This window comes from Sphingomonas sp. SORGH_AS_0950 (genome assembly GCF_030818415.1).
Taxonomy (GTDB): Bacteria; Pseudomonadota; Alphaproteobacteria; order Sphingomonadales; family Sphingomonadaceae; genus Sphingomonas.
Window position 1 is genome coordinate 481116 of sequence record NZ_JAUTAE010000001.1, and the last position, 22158, is coordinate 503273.

Sequence of the window (22158 nt, forward strand, 5' to 3'; positions counted from 1 at the left end):
AGCGGACGAGGCGGGCACCGGTCACCGCGTCCATGGCATGGGGCTGGCGATGGAGGCACCCACCTGGCCCGCGATCACGCCCGAGGAAGCGGCGGCCGTGCTGGCGCACTATCCGCGGGCCGTCCGGATCGAGGCGCTGCGCTGGCACTCGCCGCGTCCCTTTTCCGCCGCGACGCTGATCGACACGACGGAGGGCACGCTGCTCGTCAAGCGGCATGATCGCCGGGTGCGCACGGCCGCCGGACTGGCGGAGGAGCATGGCTTCATCGCGCATCTCGCCGCTGCGGGCGCGCCGGTGCCCGAGATATGGCGCACGGGGCAGGGGGAAAGCGCGGTCACGCTGGGCGAGGCGACCTATGAGGTCCATCGCCAGGCACCGGGCGCGGATCTGTATCACGACCGGCTGTCCTGGACGCCGTTCCAGTCGCTCGCGCATGCCCATGCCGCCGGGGTTTCGCTGGCGAGGCTGCACCGCGCGTCGCTCGGCTATGATGCGCCGCCGCGTGCCGTCCAGCCCCTGGTCGCCAGCTTCGGCATCCTGTCGGCGGCCGATCCGATGGTGGCGGCGGAAGCCTATGTCGCCGCGCGTCCGGCCCTGGCCGCGTTTCTCGCCGGGCATGCCTGGCGCCGCCGCCTGTCGTCGCTGTTCGCCGCTTGGGGCGAGGGGCTGGCCCGGTATATCGCAGGCCAGCCGCCCCTGTGGACCCATAATGACTGGCACCCCTCCAACCTGTTATGGGCGGCGGACGATACGGTCCGGACCGTGTTCGACTTTGGGCTGGCCGATCGCAGCTGTGCCGCGCATGATCTGGCGATCGCGATCGAACGGACCGCCTTTGCGTGGCTGGAATTGGGGGAGGGGCACGATAACGCCATCGGCGACCCCGCATCGGCACTGGCGCTGATCGCGGGCTATGAGGCGATGTCCCCCATCGACCCCGCCATGATGGAAAGCATCATCGCATTGTTGCCGCTGGTCCATGTCGAGTTCGCCCTGTCGGAAATCGATTATTTCGCCGGGGTGGTAGGCGACCGGGACGCCGCCATGCTGGCCTGGGAGGGGTATCTGCTGGGGCATGCGGACTGGTTCGGATCGGCGGCGGGGCGGGATTTCCTTGCGGAGCTTCGGGCGGGGCGGAAATTGTGATGTCTACGTTCGAGATGGCGGCGGTGGCGATCAGTTTCCTGGCGATCTGGCTGACCGCGCGGCGGAGCCTGTTCTGCTGGCCGCTCAACCTCCTTGCCTGCGCGCTGTATTTCAAGCTGTTCCTCGACGTGCGGCTCTATGCCGACATGGCGTTGCAGGCGGTGTTCGGCTTGGGCATCCTCTATGGCTGGATCGTCTGGAGCCGCGAGCGCCGCGATACGGGCGCGGTCGTGGTGATGCCGCTGTCGCGGCTCAGGGCGCTGGCTGGGCTGGCGCTGGGCGCGTTCGGTGCGGTGGCGATCGGCTGGTTCACCAGCCGTCATACCGATGCGGCGCTGCCCTGGATGGACGCGACGCTCAGCGCGTTCAGCCTGGTCGCCCAATATTGGACGGCACGGCGTCACCGGGAGAATTGGCTGCTCTGGATCGTGGTCGATATCGCCTATGTGGGGATGTTTCTCTACAAGGGATTGCTGCCCACTGCGGGCCTTTACGCCGTGATGATCGGGCTGGCGGTGATCGGCTACCGGGATTGGCGACGACCCCTGGCGGCATCGGAAGGGGAGTGTCCCACCCTGCCGCCGACCGCCTGGTGAAGAAAAAAAGCGCAGCAGTCAGATTTCGATTGAGCGGGGCCGATATTTGAGCGTTAGGTTCTCCTATGCGGCATGGAAGTGGATGTGGTCGATGGTTCAACGCTGGCGGTGCCATGCGGGGGACGCCTATGGTCCCTTCGGCGCTCCGGTCGCACCCGCGATCCGACACCAGCCGCCCCACCGTTAATACCGCCGAACCGACCGCCGCATGACGGGGCCCAAGGTCGCACCGCCCTGGAGCGAGGAAGCCCGTGTCGCGGCGCTTCACCGCTATGCGATATTGGATACGGCGCGTGAGGTGGAGTTTGACGATATCGTCCGGCTCGCCGCCGATATCTTCGATGCGCCGATCGCGGTCGTCAATCTGATCGCGGCGGATCGCCAGTGGTTCAAGGCGGAGGTCGGCATCGGCGCCGACGAACTCCCGCTCGAAGTGTCGCTTTGTGCCCATGCGATCCTGCAACCGGGCATCTTCGTCGTACCGGATACCACGACGGACGAACGGTTCGCCTGCAACCCGCTGGTGGTGGGAAGGCCGGGCCTGCGTTTCTATGCCGGGGCCCTGCTGGAAACCCCGGACGGGCTGCCGATCGGCACGGTGTGCGTGCTCGATACCAAGCCCAGGCCAGAGGGCATCACCGAGCGTCAGCGCCTCACGCTCGAGGTGCTGGCGCGGCAAGTCATGACCCAGCTGGAGCTGCGCCACGAGATCACGCTTCGCGATGAGCGGGCGGAGCGGCTGGAGGCCGAGATCCTCAGGCGGCGCGCGGCCGACCATGCACACCGCGAGAGCGAGCGGCGCCTGAACGCGGTGCTCGACAATACGCGCATGGCGGTGTTCCTGATGGATGACCATCAACACTGCGTCTATGCCAATGCGGCGGCCGAAGGTCTGACCGGCTATGCACTCGCCGAGATGCAGGGGCGGCCGCTCCACGACGTCGTCCATCACACCCATCCCGACGGATCGCATTATCCGCTGGAGGAGTGTCCGATCGACCGGGCCTTCCCGGAACGCGCGCAGATGAGCGGCGAGGAAGTGTTCGTCCGCCCGGACGGCAGCTTCTATCCGGTGGCCTTCACCGCCAGCCCGCTGCTCGGCGATGACGGCCAGCCCATCGGCACGGTGATCGAGGCACGCGACATCACCGCCGAGCGCGCCAGGGATGCGGCGCTGCGCGAGTCGGAGGAGCGGTTCCGCAACATGGCGGATCATGCCCCGGTGATGATGTGGGTGACCGACCTGGACGGACGCTGCACCTATCTGAACCGCGCATGGTACGCCTTTACCGGCCAGGACGACCGGGGCGCGGAGGATTTCGGCTGGCTGGAGGCGGTTCATCCCGACGATCGCGACTGGTCCACCAATGTGTTCCTGGCCGCCAATGCCAGGCAGGAAGCCTTCCGGCTCGAATACCGCCTGCGTCATCGTGACGGGACCTATCGCTGGGCGATCGACGCCGCATCGCCGCGCTTCGGCACCGATGGCCTGTTCCTGGGCTATATCGGCTCGGTCATCGACATCCATGAGCGTCGCGAGGCCGAAAATGCGCTGCGTATCAGCGAGGAACGCTACCGGACGCTGTTCGAGGCGATCGATGCGGGCTTCTGCATCGTCGAGGTCGATTTCGACGGCGATCGCGCGCTGGACTATCGCTTTGTCGAGGCCAACCCGGCGTTTGAGCGACAGACGGGGCTCATCGACGCGGTCGGTCGCACCGCTCGCGAGTTGGTGCCGGGCCTCGAACAAATCTGGTTCGACCGCTATGGTCATGTCGCGCGGACCGGTGAGGCGATCCGTTTCGAGAACGGCTCCGACGTGATGGGCCGGTGGTTCGACGTCTATGCCCTGCGGGTCGGGACGCCCGAGGCGCGCCGCGTCGCCATCCTGTTCAACGACATCAGCGCCCGTCGCCGCGCCGAACTACAGCTGCGCGAAATGAACGACACGCTGGAGCGCCGGGTGGAGGAGGCGGTCGCGGAGCGCAAGCTCTGGGCCGATGTCATCGAGAATACCGACGCACTGATCGCCGTGGTGTCGCCGGACTTCCGCTTCCTGGCGTTGAACTCGGCCTATGTGGTCGAGTTTGAGCGCATCTATGGGGTACGCCCGCATGTGGGCGACGCGCTCCCCGAGCTGATGGAGCGCGTTCCGGCGCATCGCGAGGCGGTGCTCGGCATCTGGCAGCGCGCGCTGGACGGCGAGGAGTTCATGGTCGTCGAGGCGTTCGGCGATCCCGACCGGATGCGCCCATATTATGAATTGCGCTTCAACGCCTTGCACGACCGCGACGGTGCCTTCGTCGGTGCGTTCCAATATGCGGTGGATGTGTCCGCCCGGCTGCGCGACCAGGCGCGTCTGGCCCAGGCCGAGGAACAGCTGCGTCAGGCGCAGAAGATGGAGGCGGTCGGCCAGCTGACCGGCGGCATCGCGCACGACTTCAACAACCTGCTGGCCGGGATCAGCGGCAGCCTGGAGGTGATCGAGCGCCGGCTTTCGGCGGGACGGACCGACGGGATCGACCGGTTCATCAACGGCGCCCAGACCTCGGCACAGCGGGCGGCGGCGCTGACCCAGCGGCTCCTGGCCTTTTCGCGCCGTCAGACGCTCGACCCCAAGCCGATCGACGTCAACCGGCTGGTCTTCGGCATGGAGGATTTGATCCGCCGCACGGTCGGCCCGTCGATCAAGGTCGAAGTGGTCGGCGCCGGCGGGCTATGGGTCGCGAAGGTCGATGCCGCGCAGCTCGAAAGCGCGCTGCTCAATCTGGCGATCAACGCGCGGGATGCGATGCCCGGCGGCGGGCGGCTGACGATCGAGACGGCCAACAAGTGGCTGGATGATCGCGGCGCGCGCGAACGCGACCTGGCGCCGGGGCAATATCTGTCGGTCTGCGTCACCGACAGCGGCACCGGCATCCCCAAGGATATTGTCGACCGCATCTTCGATCCGTTCTTCACCACCAAGCCGATCGGGCAGGGGACGGGTCTGGGCCTGTCAATGATCCATGGCTTCGTGCGGCAGTCGGGTGGGCAGGTCCGGGTCTATACCGAGGAAGGACATGGAACGACCATGTGCCTCTACCTCCCGCGCTTCATGGGCGAGGTCGGTCAGGAGGACGGGCCCGACGAAGCGATCCCGGACGATGGTGCCGGGCGGACGGTGCTGGTGATCGATGACGAGGAGACGGTCAGGATGCTGATCGTCGAGGTTCTGCAGGATGCGGGCTATACCGCGATTGAGGCGGACGACGGGCCGTCCGGCTTGCGGATCCTCCAGTCGGATATCGACATCGATCTGCTGATTACCGATGTCGGCCTGCCTGGCGGGATGAACGGCCGCCAGGTGGCCGATGCGGCCCGCGAAGGGCGCCCGGACCTCAAGATCCTGTTCGTGACGGGCTTTGCCGAAAATGCCGCAGTTGGGAACGGCCATCTGGCGCCCGGCATGGAGGTGGTCACCAAGCCGTTCGTGATGACCGAACTGGGCAACAAGATCGCGGAGATGCTCGAACCGCGATAGGCGGGTGCGCCGTGATCGGGACAGGCCGCGACCGATATGCACGTCCTGTGCAACGCTCTGACGAACAATGGATAATCCCATTGATGATCTCGCGCGGGAAGGCTTTGTCGTCGGGTCGATGGCGGTTCGGCATGTCGATCAGACGCCTGTCCCGATGCCGTGACATGTTCGGAAACATTGCATGTATCGTTAATCAGATATTTCTATGGTGCTTCCCGTCGAGTGCCATGATTTCAACCTGTTGCATTCCGTAACTACAGGTCCATCATTTTTAACGAGCCGGTAACTTTGCGTGCCGTAAGCGCTCCCGCACCGCAGTGCCAGATCATGGCGAGTATCAAACTGGCGACAAAAGTCGCCGCTGCGTGAACAGGGAAGGGCTTGGTGACTTTGATGAATTCCGCATTGTGTACCCTGCGGTTTGGGATTTCGACGGTGGCTCTGCTGACCGCGATCGCTGCTCCGGCTTATGCGCAGGAAGCGGTGGCGCCACAGGCGACCGATACCGCCGAGCAGGCCGAAGCGCCGCAGACCCCGGTCGCACAGGATGCGAACATCCAGCAGCGCCCCGCCGCGCCCGTGGCAAAGCGCGAGGCACCGCAGAGCGGCACGGTCGTCGTCACCGGCACGCTGTTCCGCGATTCCAACGCCAGTTCGATCTCGCCGGTCACCGTCCTGACCTCCGCGACGCTCCAGCGCGCGAACATCACCACCGCCCAGGACGCGATCCGCTCGGTCTCGGCCGACAGCGCGGGCTCGATCTCGACCGGCTTCCGCAACGGCTTCTCGGCGGGCGGTGCGGCCGTGTCGCTGCGCGGTCTGGGCGTCTCGTCGACCGTGGTGCTGATCGACGGCCTCCGCTCGGCGAACTTCCCGCTCAACGACGACGGCCATAACGCCTATGTCGACCTGAACTCGATCCCGTTCAGCACCATCGACCGCATCGAAGTGCTGAAGGACGGCGCATCCTCGACCTATGGCGCGGACGCGATCGGCGGCGTGGTCAACCTGATCAGCAAGAAGAATGTCCAGGGCATTCAGGGTTCGGTCCAGGGCGGCACTACCGAAAAGGCCGATGGCTCGCACTATCGCGCCACGCTGACCGCCGGTTTCGGCGACTATCGCGAACAGGGTTTCAACTTCTATGTGAACGGCGAATATACCTATGACGGGTATATCACCAACCACTCGCGCGGCTACCCGTTCAACACGCTCGATCTGACCCCCAGCGGCCTGCTCGACCGTAACCGCAACGATGACTCGCTGGTCCAGCCCAACCCGCAGGCGGTCGTGACCCGCGTTCGGCAGACCGATCTCAACAATCCGCTCGCCGGTCAGGTCGGTGCACCGCTGACCAACCAGTATCAGCTGCTGATCAATCCCAGCGCCTGCCCCTTCGGCAGCTTCACGGTCTCGTCCGGTTCGGCGCAGGGCACCGGTTGCAAGCACAACCTGCCCGACGAATATTCGATCATCCAGCCGCGCCAGGAGCGTTACTCGACCACGGCCCGCCTGAACGTCCGCCTGGCCGAAGGTTGGGAAGCATTCGCCAGCGGCAGCTATTCGCATTCCGAAGTCGATATTCGCGGCACCCCGTCGGGCATCCGCCAGACCCAGCCCTTCGGCGGTTCGGCGGCGCTGGCCTCCAGCAGCCCCGGCATCGTCCTGCCGATGTATGTCTGCTCGGCGGGCGTGAACTGCGCCACGGCGGCCGATCGCCGTCTGAACCCGAACAACCCCTATGCGGTTGCCGGTGCCGATCCCACGCAGAGCGCGGCGCGCATCTATTATCTGTTCGGCGACATCCCCGCTAACAGCCATCGCTATGTCGACGTGTTCCGCGCGACCGGCGGTATCTCGGGCGATCTGGGCGGCGGGTTCAAGTTCCGTCTGAACGGCGTCTATGCGCGTGACAATTTCAGCGTGACGCAGCGCGGCTTCATCAACATCCAGGGCCTGCTGAACGCGATCAACACGGGGTCGTACAACTTCGTCAATCCGGAGCAGAACACGGCGGCGGTGCGCAACCAAATCTCGCCCGACCGTGCCACGCCGTCCTATTCGACGGTGGCGACGATCGGCGGTTCGCTGCTCAAGTCGCTGATGGAACTGCCGGGCGGCGAACTCAATGTCGGCGCGGGTTTCCAGATCCGTCGCGAGACGCTGATGAACCGCAACCAGAATGCGGACCTCAGCTATTATTCGCTGAACACCTCGTCGGCACAGGGCCGTCAGACCGTGACCGCCGGGTTCTTCGAGATCGATGCGCCGTTCCTGCGGAACTTCGACCTGAACGTCTCGGGCCGTTACGACCATTATTCGCAGGGCTATAGCCACTTCTCGCCGAAGGTGGGCGCGAAGTTCACCCCGGTTGAGCAGTTCTCGCTGCGCGCGACCTATTCGCAGGGCTTCCGCGCACCGACCTTCGCGGAAAACAACCCGGCCAGCAGCTATTCGGGCTTCTCGTCCTTTACGCCGCCCGCCAGCTTCATCGCCGCGCATCCGGGCAACAGCGCCTATACGAGCACCTACAGCATCGGCAGCGGCTCGACCGGCAATGCCAATATCCTGCCCGAAGTGTCGCGCAGCTTCACCGTCGGCACGATCTTCAAGCCGGTGAACTGGTTCAACCTGACGGTCGACTATTACAACATCAAGAAGTCGAACCTGATCGTCAGCGGCCCGCTGCGCGCCCAGGCGATCGCGGCCTATTACGGACAGACCAACGCGACCGCCGGTTGCGCCGCGCTGGCGGCGGTGGGTCCGGGCTATCAGTGCAACGTCATCGATGCGCCGGATCCCAACAATCCGAACGCGCTGCCCCGTCTGCTGGTGTTCAACGTGCCTTACGTCAACGCCAACTATCAGATCAGCTCGGGCATCGACGTGCAGGCCAATGCCGCTTTCGAGCTGGCCAATGGCGCGCGCCTGATCAGCCGCCTCGACGTCACCCGCGTGCTTCGCCTCGATCTGGTGACCCCGGCGGGCGTGGTGCAGAAATATGCCGGTACGCTTGGGCCTTACCAGCTCTCGTCGGGTGGCGGTACGCCGAGCATCCGTGGCAACTGGCAGAACTCGCTGGAGGTGAACAACTTCTCGATCACCGCGACGACCTATTATGTGGGTCGCATCAAGCAGGTCGCGGCCGATCAGATTTCCCCGGATCCCGTCACGAACGTCATCGACCTGTCGTGCGCCAGCGCGATGAGCAGCCAGTGCTATATCCGCCCGTTCATCTACACCGACCTGAACCTGGGCGTGCGGGTGAACGATCAGTTCCGCTTCTTCTTCAACATCCAGAACCTGACCAACGCCCGCGCTCCGCTGGCGGCGGCCGCCTATACCAGCAATCCGAACTATCTGAGCAGCTGGCATTATGCGGGCTTGGTCGGCCGCAACTTCAGCGCTGGCGCGAACTTCAACTTCTAAGCCAGTACGCCTGACCCTTGCGCACCGGACGGACTTTATGTCCGCCCGGTGCGCTTTTGTTTTCGAGCCGGTTCGTCGGCGACGAAACCGGGCCCGAACGTCCACGTAAGAATGCGTGGACCAAAGTCGATCAGCGGGAGTTTGCGTTTTCCGAAGGGAAAACAGATGAACGATCGATCGGGGCAGCAGGCGTCGGCCGCCAGCGTGACCGCCGCCAAGGTGCCCAGCCGCGACGGATTGCTCGGCCTGGCGGTGGCCGTCGTCGTGGTGGCGGGGCTGTTCCTCGCCAAGGACGTGCTGATCCCGATCACGCTGGCCGTGCTTCTGTCGTTCGTCCTGTCGCCGATCGTCCTGCTGCTGCGGCGGTTGCGGATACCAAAGGGCCTTGCCGTGTTCGTCGCGGTGCTGAGCGCGCTTGGCGTGCTCGGCGGTATCGGGACCCTGGTCGGCGTCCAGGCGGCTTCGCTGTCGGACGAGGCACCCCGCTATGTCACCAGCATCCAGTCCAAGATGGAGAATGCGACGGGTTTCCTGACCAGGTCCCTGCCGTTCCTGGGCGCCAACAGTTCGGCCCCGGCGGTGGGCGCCGATCCCAAGCTCGTACGCGGCACCCGAACTCACCCGCTGAACGTCCGCGTCGTCGAGCAGAAGGCACCGGTCCTGCAACAGGTCGGCGGCTATCTGGAGCCGGTCCTCGCCCCGTTCGAGACGTTCGTGATCGTGCTCGTCGTGGCGATCTTCATCCTGATGCAGAAGGAGGATCTGCGCGACCGGCTGATCCGGCTGTTCGGATCGTCCGACCTGCATCGCACGACCGCCGCGATGGACGATGCCGGGCGACGCCTGAGCCGCTATTTCCTGTCGCAACTGGCGGTGAATGCCAGTTTCGGCCTGACGGTCGGGATCGGCCTGTGGCTGATCGGCCTGCCGGTGCCCGCTTTATGGGGCATATTGGCGGGCGTGCTTCGCTTCGTTCCCTATATCGGTGCGCTGCTGGGGGCCGCCCTGCCGTTGGTGGTCGCCGCGGGGATCGATCCCGGCTGGTCGACCATGCTGATGGTCGCTGGGCTGTTCATCGTCCTCGAGCCCCTGATCGGCTATGTGATCGAGCCGCTTCTCTATGGCCATTCGACCGGGCTTTCGCCGCTGTCGGTGGTGCTGGCGGCGGTCTTCTGGACCTGGATATGGGGGCCGGTCGGGCTGGTCCTGTCGATGCCGCTGACCTTGTTGCTCGTCGTCCTCGGGCGGCATATCCCCAGCCTGGAATTCCTCGACGTGCTGCTCGGCGATCGCCCCGCGCTGACCCCGGTCGAGAGCTTCTATCAGAGGATGCTGGCCGAAGACCCCGATGAGGCCCTGGAACAGGCCGAAAGCCAGCTCGCCGACCGGTCGCTGACCGCTTATTATGACGAAGTGGCGCTGGCCGCGCTGAAGCTGGCGGCGGCGGATGTGGAACGCGGTGCGATCACCCGCGACCGCGCGACGCGCGTCGTGGACTCGATGCTCGTCCTCGTCGGCGAGCTGGACCATCAGGACGATACCGCAAGCCCGCTGGAACCGCGCGGCGGATTGTTGCGGCCGCTGCCCGACGACCGTTCGGGCTTCGATGAAACGGCGCCCGCTTCGCTTCCTTCGGCGCCGTCCGGCTGGGAGCGGGGTGGCGTGTTGTGCATCGCGGGGCGCGGCGTGCTCGACGATGCGGTCACCGCGATGCTTCAGCAATTGCTGATGAAGCGGGGCTTCGGCGCGAACCGGGTGCCGCACGAGGCGGGGTCGCGTGCCAATATCGGCCGGCTCGATGCGTCGGGTGCCCGCATGGTGTGCATCTCCTATCTGGAGATCGGCGGCTCGCCATCGCACTTGCGTTATCTGGTTCGTCGTATCCGCTCACGCGTCGGGCCTGTCCCGATCCTCGTCGGGCTGTGGCCGGAGGGAGAGGCGGCGCTGACCGACCGCGAGATCCAACGGACGCTGGGCGCGGACATCTATGTCGGCACGCTGGGCGCGATGGTCGAGGCCTGTCTCGACCATGCCGGGGCCGAGCGGGAGACGGCGGCATGACCGGGGCGGACGATCGTGCAGGCGAGGGTGCCCGGACGCCGTTGCAGGTGCCGCCTCGGGGCTGGCTCGCCATTCTCCGGCGAACCTGGGCGGAGATGGGCACCGACAATATCGGGATCATCGCGGCCGGGATCGCCTTCTACGTCTTTGCCGCGATCGTGCCGACGCTGGGCGCGGTGGTCCTAAGCTATGGCCTGTTCGCCGACGCGGATACGGTTCGGCAGAATGTCGAGGGCCTGTTCGCCTCGCTGCCGCGCGATGCCGCCTCGATCATCACCGACCAGCTGCTGACGGTGGTCGAAAGCTCGAAGAACAAGCAGGGCCTGGGCCTGGTCGTCGCGCTGTTGCTGGCCTGGTACGGCGCGACCAAGGGGTCGTCGGCGATCGTCACCGGCCTGAACGTGGCCTATGATACCCAGGAGACGCGCGGCTTCGTGCGGCTGAACCTGTTGCAATTCGCGGTCGTGGCTGGGGGCGTCGCGTTGATCTTCGTCGCGATCGGCACGACGATGCTGCTCGCCTTTCTCAGCGGGCTGATCCCCGACGCGCCGACCCCGATCCTGCTGCTCATCCGGCTGGGGGGCTATGTGCTGCTCGCCCTGCTGGTCGTCACGGCGGCGGCGATCCTGTTCCGGTTCGGCCCCGATCATCGCCATCCGCACTGGATATGGCTGTCGCCGGGGTCGGTGGGCGCGACCCTGTTGTGGCTGGCGGGAACGGCGGGGTTCGGTTTCTATGTATCGAACTTCGGCAATTATGGCGCGACCTATGGCTCCTTGAGCGCGGTCATCGTCACGCTCACCTGGCTCTGGCTGACCGCCTATGTGTTCCTGATGGGGGCGGAATTGAACGCCGAACTGGAACGGCAGGTGGAAGGCGAGGGGGGCGAGGCGAAAACCGCAACCGATGGCCCGGTGACGCCGACAAAGCCCGATCCGGCGCAGGAACCGGCGGCCAGCACCCCGACCGCGACCCTGCTGGCCTGGGCGGGGAACGGGACCATGGCGACGATCGGTTTTGCCCTGCTACGCCGGGGGCGGCCGGTCGGGATCGTCGCCCTTTCGCTTGCCGCGCATGCCGCATGGCGAAGCTGGTCGCCGCGCCGCCGGGGCTGATCTTCCCACCGGGCGAGCACAGGCTATCCGTACGCCGGGATGTGGCTTAAACGACGGCTGCAGACCCCGCCGCCTTGCCTCGTTCGAAGGATGTTTCATGCGTCTTCCCGTTGCCCTGCTTCTTGCGTCGTCTCTCGCTTCTCCGGTGCAGGCGGCCGTCCATCGCTATGGCGGCCTGACCCTCGCGCCGTCGGGTGGCGAGGTGGCCACGATCGAGCTGGATGGCGGCACGCATCCGGCCGTCGTGCTGCGCAATGCCGGGGACGGACGGGTGGTGCGCCGGGTCGATCCTTGCGCGACGTGCAGCTATTCGGGGCTGACCTTCACGCCCAAGGGGGACGGCGTGGCCTTTCTCGCGCGCGACCGGGATCGGGGCGTCGTGACCCTGATGATCGCGCGCGGTGACGGGGTACGCCCGGTCGCGACCGTGGAGGGGCTGGCCTCGACCCCACGCTTCTCGCCCGATGGCAAGCGCGTGGCGATGCTCATCACGCTGGGCGCGACCAAGGATATCGGCGCGACCCAGGCGGGCGCGCGGCAGGTCGGGGAGATCGGCGTCGCCAATGACGAACAGCGTCTGGCCATCGTGCCGGTAGGAGAGGGGGCGATCGTCAAGGCGATGCCGCTGTCGCCGCAGGGCCGCTATATCTACGAATATGACTGGACCCCCGACGGGAGAGCGCTGGTCGTGACCTCGGCGCTCGGCAATGGCGATGCGAACTGGTGGGTGGCGACGCTCGACCGGGTGGATGCCACCACCGGCGCGGTCGCGGCGATCGCCAAGCCGTCGACCCAGATCAACATGCCGCGCGTCTCGCCCGATGGGAAGACGGTCGCCTATATCGGCGGGCTGATGAGCGATTTCGGTTCGATCGGCGGCGATGTCTGGACGGTGCCGCTGGCCGGGGGCACGCCGACCGACCAGACCAAGGGACAGCCGATCACCTTCACCTCGCTGGCCTGGACCAAGGGCGGGCTGCGCGCCGCGACGCTGCGCAACGACCAGATGGGGGCCGTCGCCATCGAGCCCGGTCGCGCCCCACGTCCGCTATTCGCGCGGCCGGTGGGTCTCTCCGCCGGGGACGGCCGGATCGCCTGGGATGCGAAGGGCGAAATGGCCGCCAGCGTCGTCGAGGACTTCACCCATGCGCCCGCCATCTATGCGGGGCCTGCCACCGCCTTGCGCCAGATCACCCATGACAATGACGCCGCACAGCCCGCCGTCCAGGCGCGCAGCGTGACCTGGACGAACGAGGGCTTCACCGTCCAGGGTTGGCTGTTGTCGCCGCTGTCCGCGCGGCCCGGCGTGAAGGCCCCGATGATCGTGCAGGTCCATGGCGGTCCGGCGGCGGCCAGCACGCCGCGCTTCATCGAGAAGGGGTTGGCCAGCGCGTTCGAGGATGCGGGCTATTATCGCTTCCTCCCCAATCCGCGAGGCTCCTATGGTCAGGGCGAGGCCTTCACCGCCGCCAACAAGCGCGACTTTGGCGGCGGCGACCTGCGCGATATCCTGGCGGGGGTCGATGCGGTCGAGAAGCTGGCCCCGGTCGACGATGCGCGGCTGGGCCTGACCGGCTGTTCCTATGGCGGCTTCATGGCGATGTGGGCGAATACCCAGACCAATCGCTTCAAGGCGATCGTGGCGGGCGCCGGGCTGTCCGACTGGGTGAGCTATTACGGGACCAACGGCATCAACACCTGGATGATCCCCTATTTCGGCAAGTCGGTCTATGACGACTACAAGGCCTATGAGGACGTCTCGGCGGTCTATCACGTCAAGACCGCACGCACCCCGACCTTCATCTATGTCGGCGAGCGCGATATCGAGGTGCCGCCGACCCAGTCGGTAGAATGGTGGAATGCGCTGAAAAGCCAGGACGTGCCGACCAGCCTCGTCATCTATCCCGATGCCGGACATTGCGTGCCGACCCAGGCGGGCGATGTGATGAACCGGCAACTGGCATGGTTCGGCAAATATCTGGGCCAGTCCCAGCGCTGACCGCCCGCCCCGCCAGCCGAGGGACGGAGCGGAGATGGCCCCCGCCACCAGGCGGGGGCGTCGTTCAGGACGGCGTGGCCGGTATCGGCTCGGCGGGTTTCGGGGGCAGGTCCACCTTGATCTCGACGCGGCGGTTCTTGTCGCGTCCTTCCGGATCGTCCGATCCGTCGGGCTTGCGGTTGGGCGCGACGGGGTTGGCCTCGCCCATGGCGATGACGGTGATCCGGTCGGCGGCGGTGCCCTTTTCGACCAGATAGTCCCGCACCGCCTCGGCCCGGCGGCGCGAGGCGATCAGGTTGGACGCGTCGGAGCCGTGGGAATCGCTATGGCCCCAGATCGTGATCGCACCGCCCATGCCGAAGACGGGGTCAGCGATCAACGCGTCGATCTGCGCAAGCCCCTTGTCATCGGGCTTGGCGCCCTTGGCGGGGAAGGCGATGGTCAGGTCGATCGGCTCGGGCGTCGGCGATGGGGTGGGGGCGGGTTCGATGTCCGGGCGGATGATCGATTTGGTCTCCACCTGCTCGTTCGCCATCGCGCTATTGTCCGGCGATGCCGTATTGGCGACGGGTTCGGCCTGCGCGGTGTCGTTCGCGGGCGCCGGGCCCGCTGGCTGACAGGCGGCGATGCCCAGCGCGAGGGTCATCGCCGCGAGCGATTGCGCGGCCCGTTCGTTCAGCCTCTTAGTCGTCATGCGACAGCCTCTCCATTCTGGAATTGCAGTCTAGCCTCCGGATCCGCGTGGCGCGAGGGTCCATAGGACACGACGATGTCGCCCTTTTGCGGCATGGGCCGCGCGGCATGGGTGAAGAAGCGGATGCGGCCGTCCTTGCGCAGGACGAATAGCATGTCCGCCTCGTCGGGCAGCGCCGAGCGGGCATGGTCGAAGTTGAACTGCTCGCTGATCCGGGTGCTGCGGAAGGTCCAGCCCGCCGCCTCGCGCCGCAAAATATCCTCGACTCCGTGCCCGGCGGTGAACATGGCGCGCCCGCGCAAGGCGCCCGGCAGGCTGCGATGGTCATGATCGTCGCCGCTGCCGCCCAGCTGATAGACCGAATCCCGGCCGATATGATGGGCGAACTCGCTGCAGACCAGCGCGTTATAGGCCTCGTTCTCGGTGGTGGCGACCAGCACCTGGAACTGGCTGAGGTCCAGCCGTTCCTCCGTCGCTTCCGCCAGCAGCTCGCCATGATAGGTCGCGATCCCGACCTGCCGCGCGGCTGACAGCCGCTGCCAGCTCGAATCCGTGATGCTGACCGGCAGTCCCAGCGACTGGATCTGGCGGGCCAGCGCGATGCTCCACGGCGTGCTGCCGACGATCAGCAGCCCTTTCTGCATCGCGCCCGTGACCTTCAGCCAGCGCGCGACGAAGCGGATGCTGAACCCATGGGCAATGATCGTCGCGACGACGACGGCAAAGGACAAAGTGACGAGGATATTGCCGTTGCCATAGCCAAGCTGGTCGAGCCGCAGCGCGAACAGCCCCGACACGGCCACCGCGACCACACCGCGCGGGGCGATCCACGCCACCAGCAGCCGCTCGTTCCAGGGGATCTTGCTGAAGGCCAGCGCGATCAGCACGGTCGCCGGACGCACCAGAAACAGCAGCGCGAGCAGGAAGGCGGCGAACCGCCACTCGAACAGGCGCAGCACCTCGAAATTCAGCGAGGCCGACAGAATGACGAACACACCGGAGATCAGCAGGACGGTGACATTCTCCTTGAACGGATGAATGTCGCGCAGCGAGTCCAGCCGCATATTGGCGACCGCGACGCCCATGACCGTGACCGCCAGCAGGCCCGTCTCCTGCTGGATCAGGTTGGACAGGACGAAGGTGCCGATGACCGCGACCAGCAGGACCGGCGCCTTCAGATATTCGGGCACATGGCCGCGCGGAAAGGCCCAGGCGATCGCGCGGGCCATCGCATAGCCGATCAGGCCGGACACCACGGCCGCACCGAGCAGCGCTACGACCACCGAAATCAGGGTTCCGCCCTGGTCGACGCGCCGGAGATATTCATAGGTAATGACCGCACATAGCGCACCGAACGGATCGTTGACGATCGCTTCCCATTTCAGGATCGCGCGGGGCCGCGCCGCGATGTTGCTTTGGCGAAGCAGGGGGATGACGACGGTGGGGCCGGTCACGACCAGGATGCCCGCGAACAATATCGCCACCGGCCAGACCAGCCCCGCGACATAATAGCAGGCCAGCGCCCCCAGCACCCAGCCGAGCGGGATGCCGATCATCATCAGCCGGGTCACGGCGCCCTCGGTCTTGCGCAACTCGCGGAAATTGAGGCTGAGGCCCCCCTCGAACAGGATCAGCGCGACCGCGACCGATATCATCGGCTCCAGCAATTCGCCGAAGATTTGTTCGGGAACGATCAGCCCGGTGATCGGCCCGGCAATGACCCCCGCCGCCAGCATCAGGGCGATGGCGGGCCATCCCGTTCGCCAGGCAATCCATTGCGCACCGATCCCCAGGACACCGATCAATGCGAAGACAAGCGCGTGTTGTTCCATAGGGCCACTTAACACCCGGATACGGCAAAGGTAACCGCAGCGCCCGCCGATGCATCGCACTTGCCCCCCGGTCCGCCGGGCGGTCGCGCGTATGAAGGGTCAATAGGGTGGCGCGATGCGGGCCCGATGTTCGCGCGCGGCCGCCGCCCACCAGCGCAGATCGTCGGCAAAGCGCGGAAAGGCCTTGGTCAGCGCGGCCCCGCCCTCGCCAGTCGGCTGCCCCTGGCCGTCCAGCGCATGGCCGATGCCGCCGACCGCCAGCGTGCTCGACACGACGACCATCCCCATTTCCGACAGCGTGCCGTGCCATGCGACGCTGGCATGGGCGCCCGCGAGCCGCCCCGCCGAATAGCTGGCGATGGCGGCCGGACGCCAATACCATTCCTCCAGGAAGTGATCGGTCAGATTCTTCAGGCCCGGCTGTTGGCCCCAATTATATTCGCCGGTCACGAAGACGAAGGCATCGGCGCTGCGGATTTTGGCCGCCAGTCGCTCCATCGCCTCGGGTGCCTCGCCCGCAGGATATTCCTTGTACATCCGGTCGAGCATCGGCAGGCCGACTGCTTGGGCGTCGATCAGTTCGGCCTCCGCGCCCCGTTCGCCGAACGCCCGGACCAGATAGTCGGCCAGGCGAATGCCCTGCCGGTCGGACCGGTACGAACCGTAGAAGATCAGGATAGTATCCGCCATCGCGCACCTCGCGGCCCGATCATGGCCGTATGAGATGATCCCGGCAAGCCACTCTTATCCCCTGATATATCGCGTCACATTGGCGGCCAGCACGTCCAGGGGTACATTGCCGCCGTCCACCACCGCCTGATCGAAGTCGCGCAGGTCGTAGCGGGTACCGAGCGCGGCCTTGGCCCGGTCGCGCTGGGCGACGATTTCTGCGCGTCCGACCTCATAGCCACAGGCTTGGCCCGGCCATGCGCAATAGCGGTCGACCTCGCTCACCGCGTTGCTGCGCGGCAGGCCGGTGGCGGCGATGAACTCGGCCAGCGCCTTGTCGCGCGACCAGCCGAGCGCATGGATGCCGGTATCGACGATCAACCGCACCGCGCGCCATGCCAGCCCCATCAGATAGCCCAGCCGCCCGGCGGGGTCGTCGCGGTACATGCCCAGCTCGTCGGCAAGCTGTTCGGCATAGAGGGCCCACCCCTCCGAATAGGCGTTGAACGCCAGGATCGAGCGGATCAGCGGCAGTTGCTGGGCATATTCGCCCTGCCAGACATGGCCCGGTATCCCCTCGTGATAGACCAGATCGGGAATGGTGACGCGGTTGTGGATCGACGGGTCGCCCAGATTGACCCAGACCTTGCCCGGTTCGCGTCCGTCGATCGTGCCGGGCCCGCCATAGGCCGCCGGTGCGCCCGGTTCCTGTGCCGGGGGCATGCGGCGGATTTCCAGGTGCCCGCGCGCCAGACGGCGGAACGCTTCGGGCAGGCGGGGGCGGATCGCGTCGATCCGGCCCTGCATATAGGCGATGATCTCGCGCCGTCCCGCGTCGCCATCCGGGAAGCCGATGCCGGGGCGACGCTGATAGGCCATGGTGCGCTCGGCGACGCTGCCCTGGGTCAGTCCCGCCTGGCGCAGGATCGCATCCATCTGCGCCTGCAGATCGGCCAGCCGCGCGCGGCCCATGGCGTGCAGCTCGGTCGCGCTGCGCCGTGTCGTCGTGCCCGCGCGCAGGCCCCATGCATACCATTCGGGGCCGTGCGGGCGGCTGTTCATCCCCGCCGCATCGGTCGCCACCGCCCGCTGCGCGCGCAATTCGGTCAGCTGTCGCTCCAGCGCGGGCATGATCGCGGCGCGGACGATCCGTGCCGCCTGCGCGGTCCAGTCGCCGGGGATGGCGGCCGTCTTGCGCGCCAGCGGACCGATCAGCGGTCCGTCGCTCTTCGCCGCCTCCGCGATCGTGCCGGTCATCCCCGCGATCGTCTTGTCGAGCAGGAAGGAGGGCGGCACGACGCCCTGCTGGCGCGCCTGGCGGATACGCGTCGTCTCGCCGTCCAGCTGGGCGGGCATGGCGGCGAGGCGGGCCAGATAGGCTTCGGCATCCGCCTTGTCGCGGACCGGCTGGTCGCCATCGAGCAACTGCGGCACGTCCAGCCACGCCCCGACATTCTGGATCACGGCATAGGGCGTGTTGCGCCAGTCGCCGATGGTCGCCACGCCATAGGGCAGGGCCATGCCGTCCAGCGCGGTGCGAAAGGCGGTCTCGACCACCGCCAGGCTGGTCGCGGTCGCGGCATCCAGGCCGGTTCGCGGCACCCGCGCCAGATCGCGCAGGCCCTCGCCAAGAAAACGCTGCCGCGCCGCCACGCCCGCAGGCGAGCGATCCTCCAGCCTGCGCCGCAGCCCGGCATGCTCGCCGGTATCGACACCCAGACTGGTCGCCCGCTCCGGCGCCAGCGCCAGCAGCTGCCAGGCCAGCCGGTCGAGCAGTGCGCCTGCGTCGCCGGTCGCGGCGGCCCGTCCCTGGGTCGAGGCCGTGACGGAAACGGCGCCGAGCCCGATCAGCGTGTCGCGGCGGGAAATAGCTCTGTTCATTCCCGATAGATGACCGGCCTGCGGCGCGGCGTCAAATGACACCGGCCTGACAGGTCGGCAGCGCGGTTCCGGCGCCTTCCACAAAAATTTCAGGACCCCGTCCCCCTGACGATCGGTTCAGCTTGGCGTAGGGTTGCGTCGTGCATGGGGCGTTCCTGCGACGACATTGGACTGAATAGGGGCTATCACACCAACATGACCGTATCGCGTTTTTCCGTCTCCGGCCAATCGGTCGCCCGGCTTCTGGCCACCCTTGCGACCGGCACGCTGGTCGCGGCGCCCGTGATGGCGCAGATCGCACCGCCGCCCGTCATGGTGCCCGCGCCCTCGACCCAGACGCCCCCCGGCGCGACCGTTCAGCCCGTGCCCCAGGCTGTGCCGCCCAGCATCGTCGCGCCGGTGGCGATGCCCAGCCTGACCGATGCCCAGGCGCACCAGCTCGCCACCCTGATCGCCAAGGGCGAGGTGACGCAGGGGCTGCGCTCCGGCGCACAGCGCGATCTGTCGGCGCTGTCGCCCGCCGCGCTGACCCGCGTGGCGCTCGACTATGCCCATGCGGTTCATGCCGGTCGGCTCGACCCCTCGGACTTTTCCAAGGACTGGGGCATCAGGCCGCAGCCCTATGACCCGCTGCCCGGCTTTGCCGATGCGGTGCAGAAGGACCGGCTGGCGGCCTGGGTCGCCTCACTGCCGCCGCCCTATGCGGGGTATGACGCGCTGGTGACGGGGCTGGCGCGATACCGGGCCATGGCGACGGCGGGGGGCTGGTCGCCTCTGCCGTCCACGACCATCGCTTTCGGGTCGAGCGGCCCGCTGGTCCAGCAGTTGCGCAAGCGACTGGCGATGGAGGATCCCGCCGTCAGCGCGGCCGGCGCGACCTTCGACGAGAACCTGCTGGCGGCGGTGCGGCGGGCGCAGCGGCGGTACGGCCTCAACCCGGTCGGCACCGTCGGCAGCCAGACGGTCGCGGCGTTGAACGTGCCGGTCGGCCAGCGCATCCGCCAGATCATGGCCAATATGGAACGCTGGCGCTGGTTGCCGCAGCAACTGGAGGCCAAGCGTGTTCAGGTGAACATCGCGGCCGCCGTGCTGACCGTATTCGACGGCGACAATCCGGTCATGTCGATGAAGGCCGTGACGGGACGGCCGGGCAACGAGACGCCGATGCTGGTTTCCTCGATCCACAGCATCGTGCTCAATCCGCCATGGAACGTGCCCAGCTCGATCGCGAACAAGGAGCTGTGGCCCAAGGAGAAGGCCAATCCGGGCTATCTGAAGCGCAACGGCTTTCGCGTGATCGACAATGGCGACGGCAGCAAGCGGTTGCAGCAGGCCTCGGAGAAGAGCGCGCTGGGGCGGTTCAAGTTCGACTTCCCCAACGACTTCGCGGTCTATCTCCACGACACGCCCGCCCAGTCGGGCTTCTCGAAGTTCGACCGGCTGGCCAGCCATGGCTGCGTCCGGTTGGAAAAGCCCGCCGATCTCGCCGCGCTGATGCTGAAGACGACGCCCGAATGGCAACCGGCGCAGGTCGACGCCGTTCTCGCCTCCGGTAAGACGGTGCGCGCGACGATGGCCGAGCCGGTGGCGGTCTATCTGCTGTACTGGACGGCCTTTGCCGGGGCGGACGGGCAGGTGGGCTTCCGCGAGGACCCATATGGCTGGGACGCGCAATTGGCGACCAAGCTGGAGGCGCGTTCCGCCGAGCGGGCGGCCGCGACCGCGAATTGATGAGTGCGAAAGGGGATAAGATGATGAAGACCAATGACATGCGCCGCTGGGGTCTGGTGGCCGCAGCCATGCTGCTTCCCACGCTGGCGGGCTGTTCGCAGTCCACGCCGGAGGAGCAGCCGGTGGCCGCCGCCGCCGAGAATGAGCTGACCGTGACCGACGGCGCGGCCGATGAGAATATGACGGCGGTCGCCAATATGGACGAGGTCGCGGCGCCCGCGACCAATGCCGCCGAGGAAATCCCGCCGCCGCCGCCCGAGCGGACCGTCGACCAGCAGATGCTCGACGACGCCTCGGCCACCGGCATGACGTCGCGCGTGCAGCGCGATGCGCCTGCGGCCGATGCTCCCGCGACCGAGCGCAAGGGCGGCGAGTAAGTCTGGCCCGGCGGGGGCGGGCGGCACGGCCCGTCCGCCCCCCTTGCAAGGATAACACCGCATGAGCGAAGCCAGCGTCCATGCCACGGGCGAACAGCATCTCGTCCATCGCACCGGCTGGCTTCGCGCTGCGGTGCTGGGGGCCAATGACGGGATCATCTCGGTATCCAGCCTGATCGTCGGCGTTGCGGCGGCTCCGGGGGCCACGGCGGGAACGGTGCTGCTGGCGGGGATCGCCGCGCTGGTCGGTGGCGCCTTGTCGATGGCGGCGGGCGAATATGTTTCGGTGAGTTCGCAGGCGGACACCGAACGTGCCGATCTGGCACGCGAGGCGGCGGAACTGGTCCGTGCACCGCTCGCCGAAACGCGCGAGCTGGCGGCGATCTATGAGGCGCGTGGGGTCGAGGCCGGGCTGGCCCGACAGGTCGCCGAGCAGATGATGGCGCATGACGCGCTCGGCGCGCATCGCCGCGATGAGCTGGGGCTGGCGGATGATGGCGGGTCCGATCCGCTGCAGGCGGCCTTGTTCTCCGCCGGGGCCTTCGCCTCGGGCGCGATCCTGCCGGTGCTTGCCGCGCTCAGTCCGCGCGCCGCCGTCCTCTATGCGGTGCCGGGGACCGCACTGCTGCTCCTGGCCGTGCTGGGGGCGCTGGGCGCGCGGGCGGGCGGTGCCCCGATCGGGCGCGGGGCGATCCGTGTCGTCCTGCTCGGTGCGCTGGCCATGGGTGTTACCGCGCTGATCGGGACGCTGACCGGCGGCATCGTCTAGGTGGCCGTGTTGAGCCATTCGCGCGGCCGGTGCGTTGACCCATCTCCATCAGGAGAGTGACATGCGCGACGAACTCGACACCCCGACCGAACCCCAGAGCTTTGGCGACCTGCCGATCCAGCCGACCGGATCGGGTGTCCAGGATCTGGAAATTGCCTATGAGCAGATGCGCCTGACCGAAGCGGATGCGGCCCCCGTGCCCGATGCCAATGATGCGATCGCCGAGAGCGAGGCGCATCCGAGCTGATCGTGATGGCCCCGTCGGCCGATCGCACAGGGCATTCCCATTCGGAAAATATCTCGTATTGTGATGAACGATACCAGATAATGGATTC

At 67.0% G+C, this 22158-nt stretch carries 15 protein-coding genes; 11 read left to right on the forward strand and 4 right to left on the reverse strand.

Features of this window, described 5'->3' with window-relative positions:
- Positions 1-37 precede the first annotated feature (37 nt).
- From QE385_RS01920 to QE385_RS01950, 7 genes are all read left to right on the forward strand, one after another.
- Positions 38-1147 carry a phosphotransferase enzyme family protein gene (locus QE385_RS01920; RefSeq protein WP_307104514.1) on the forward strand — a complete coding sequence of 370 codons (1110 nt, stop codon included), beginning with the start codon at positions 38-40 and terminating at the stop codon, positions 1145-1147.
- Positions 1147-1743 carry a nicotinamide riboside transporter PnuC gene (gene pnuC / locus QE385_RS01925; protein ID WP_307098528.1) on the forward strand — a complete coding sequence of 199 codons (597 nt, stop codon included), beginning with the start codon at positions 1147-1149 and terminating at the stop codon, positions 1741-1743. The genes QE385_RS01920 and pnuC overlap by 1 nt, the downstream gene beginning before the upstream one ends.
- A gap of 208 nt (positions 1744-1951) precedes the next feature.
- Entirely contained in the window at positions 1952-5266 is a 3315-nt protein-coding gene (locus QE385_RS01930) for a PAS domain S-box protein (protein ID WP_307098530.1), read from the forward strand.
- A gap of 393 nt (positions 5267-5659) precedes the next feature.
- Positions 5660-8695: a TonB-dependent receptor domain-containing protein gene (locus QE385_RS01935; RefSeq protein ID WP_373424706.1), complete on the forward strand. Its 3036-nt coding sequence runs from the start codon at positions 5660-5662 to the stop codon at positions 8693-8695.
- A 165-nt stretch (positions 8696-8860) separates the two neighbouring features.
- Positions 8861-10756, forward strand: coding sequence for an AI-2E family transporter (locus QE385_RS01940; protein WP_307098535.1), 1896 nt, complete (start codon positions 8861-8863; stop codon positions 10754-10756).
- The gene (locus QE385_RS01945) at positions 10753-11871 is read left to right on the forward strand and encodes a YihY/virulence factor BrkB family protein (protein WP_307098537.1); all 1119 of its coding nucleotides are present in this window, start codon (positions 10753-10755) and stop codon (positions 11869-11871) included. Before QE385_RS01940 ends, QE385_RS01945 begins: the two co-directional genes overlap by 4 nt.
- A gap of 97 nt (positions 11872-11968) precedes the next feature.
- Positions 11969-13870 carry a prolyl oligopeptidase family serine peptidase gene (locus tag QE385_RS01950; RefSeq protein WP_307098539.1) on the forward strand — a complete coding sequence of 634 codons (1902 nt, stop codon included), beginning with the start codon at positions 11969-11971 and terminating at the stop codon, positions 13868-13870.
- A gap of 64 nt (positions 13871-13934) precedes the next feature.
- On the opposite strand, the gene QE385_RS01955 is transcribed toward QE385_RS01950, so the two are convergent.
- The 4 genes from QE385_RS01955 to QE385_RS01970 all read right to left on the reverse strand — a co-directional run bounded on the left by QE385_RS01955 (position 13935) and on the right by QE385_RS01970 (position 18946).
- Positions 13935-14564 (reverse strand): OmpA family protein, encoded by a 630-nt coding sequence (locus QE385_RS01955; protein WP_307098541.1) that lies wholly within the window; start codon positions 14562-14564, stop codon positions 13935-13937.
- Complete coding sequence (locus tag QE385_RS01960; RefSeq protein ID WP_307098543.1) at positions 14561-16396, reverse strand: sodium:proton antiporter; 1836 nt, start codon at positions 16394-16396, stop codon at positions 14561-14563. The genes QE385_RS01955 and QE385_RS01960 overlap by 4 nt, the downstream gene beginning before the upstream one ends.
- A 99-nt stretch (positions 16397-16495) precedes the next feature.
- The gene (locus QE385_RS01965) at positions 16496-17086 is read right to left on the reverse strand and encodes an NADPH-dependent FMN reductase (RefSeq protein ID WP_307098546.1); all 591 of its coding nucleotides are present in this window, start codon (positions 17084-17086) and stop codon (positions 16496-16498) included.
- Between the two features lie 54 nt (positions 17087-17140).
- Positions 17141-18946: a DUF885 family protein gene (locus QE385_RS01970; protein WP_307098548.1), complete on the reverse strand. Its 1806-nt coding sequence runs from the start codon at positions 18944-18946 to the stop codon at positions 17141-17143.
- A gap of 195 nt (positions 18947-19141) precedes the next feature.
- Here QE385_RS01970 and QE385_RS01975 point away from each other — a divergent pair, with 195 nt between their 5' ends.
- The 4 genes from QE385_RS01975 (at position 19142) to QE385_RS01990 (ending at position 22070) form a co-directional block, all read left to right on the forward strand.
- Positions 19142-20677 (forward strand): murein L,D-transpeptidase, encoded by a 1536-nt coding sequence (locus tag QE385_RS01975; protein WP_307098550.1) that lies wholly within the window; start codon positions 19142-19144, stop codon positions 20675-20677.
- 20 nt (positions 20678-20697) lie between these two features.
- Positions 20698-21054 carry a hypothetical protein gene (locus tag QE385_RS01980; protein WP_307098553.1) on the forward strand — a complete coding sequence of 119 codons (357 nt, stop codon included), beginning with the start codon at positions 20698-20700 and terminating at the stop codon, positions 21052-21054.
- A gap of 61 nt (positions 21055-21115) precedes the next feature.
- On the forward strand, positions 21116-21823 hold the full coding sequence (locus QE385_RS01985; RefSeq protein ID WP_307098555.1) for a VIT family protein: 708 nt from the start codon (positions 21116-21118) through the stop codon (positions 21821-21823).
- 61 nt (positions 21824-21884) lie between these two features.
- Positions 21885-22070: a hypothetical protein gene (locus tag QE385_RS01990; RefSeq protein ID WP_307098557.1), complete on the forward strand. Its 186-nt coding sequence runs from the start codon at positions 21885-21887 to the stop codon at positions 22068-22070.
- The last annotated feature ends 88 nt before the right edge of the window (positions 22071-22158 follow it).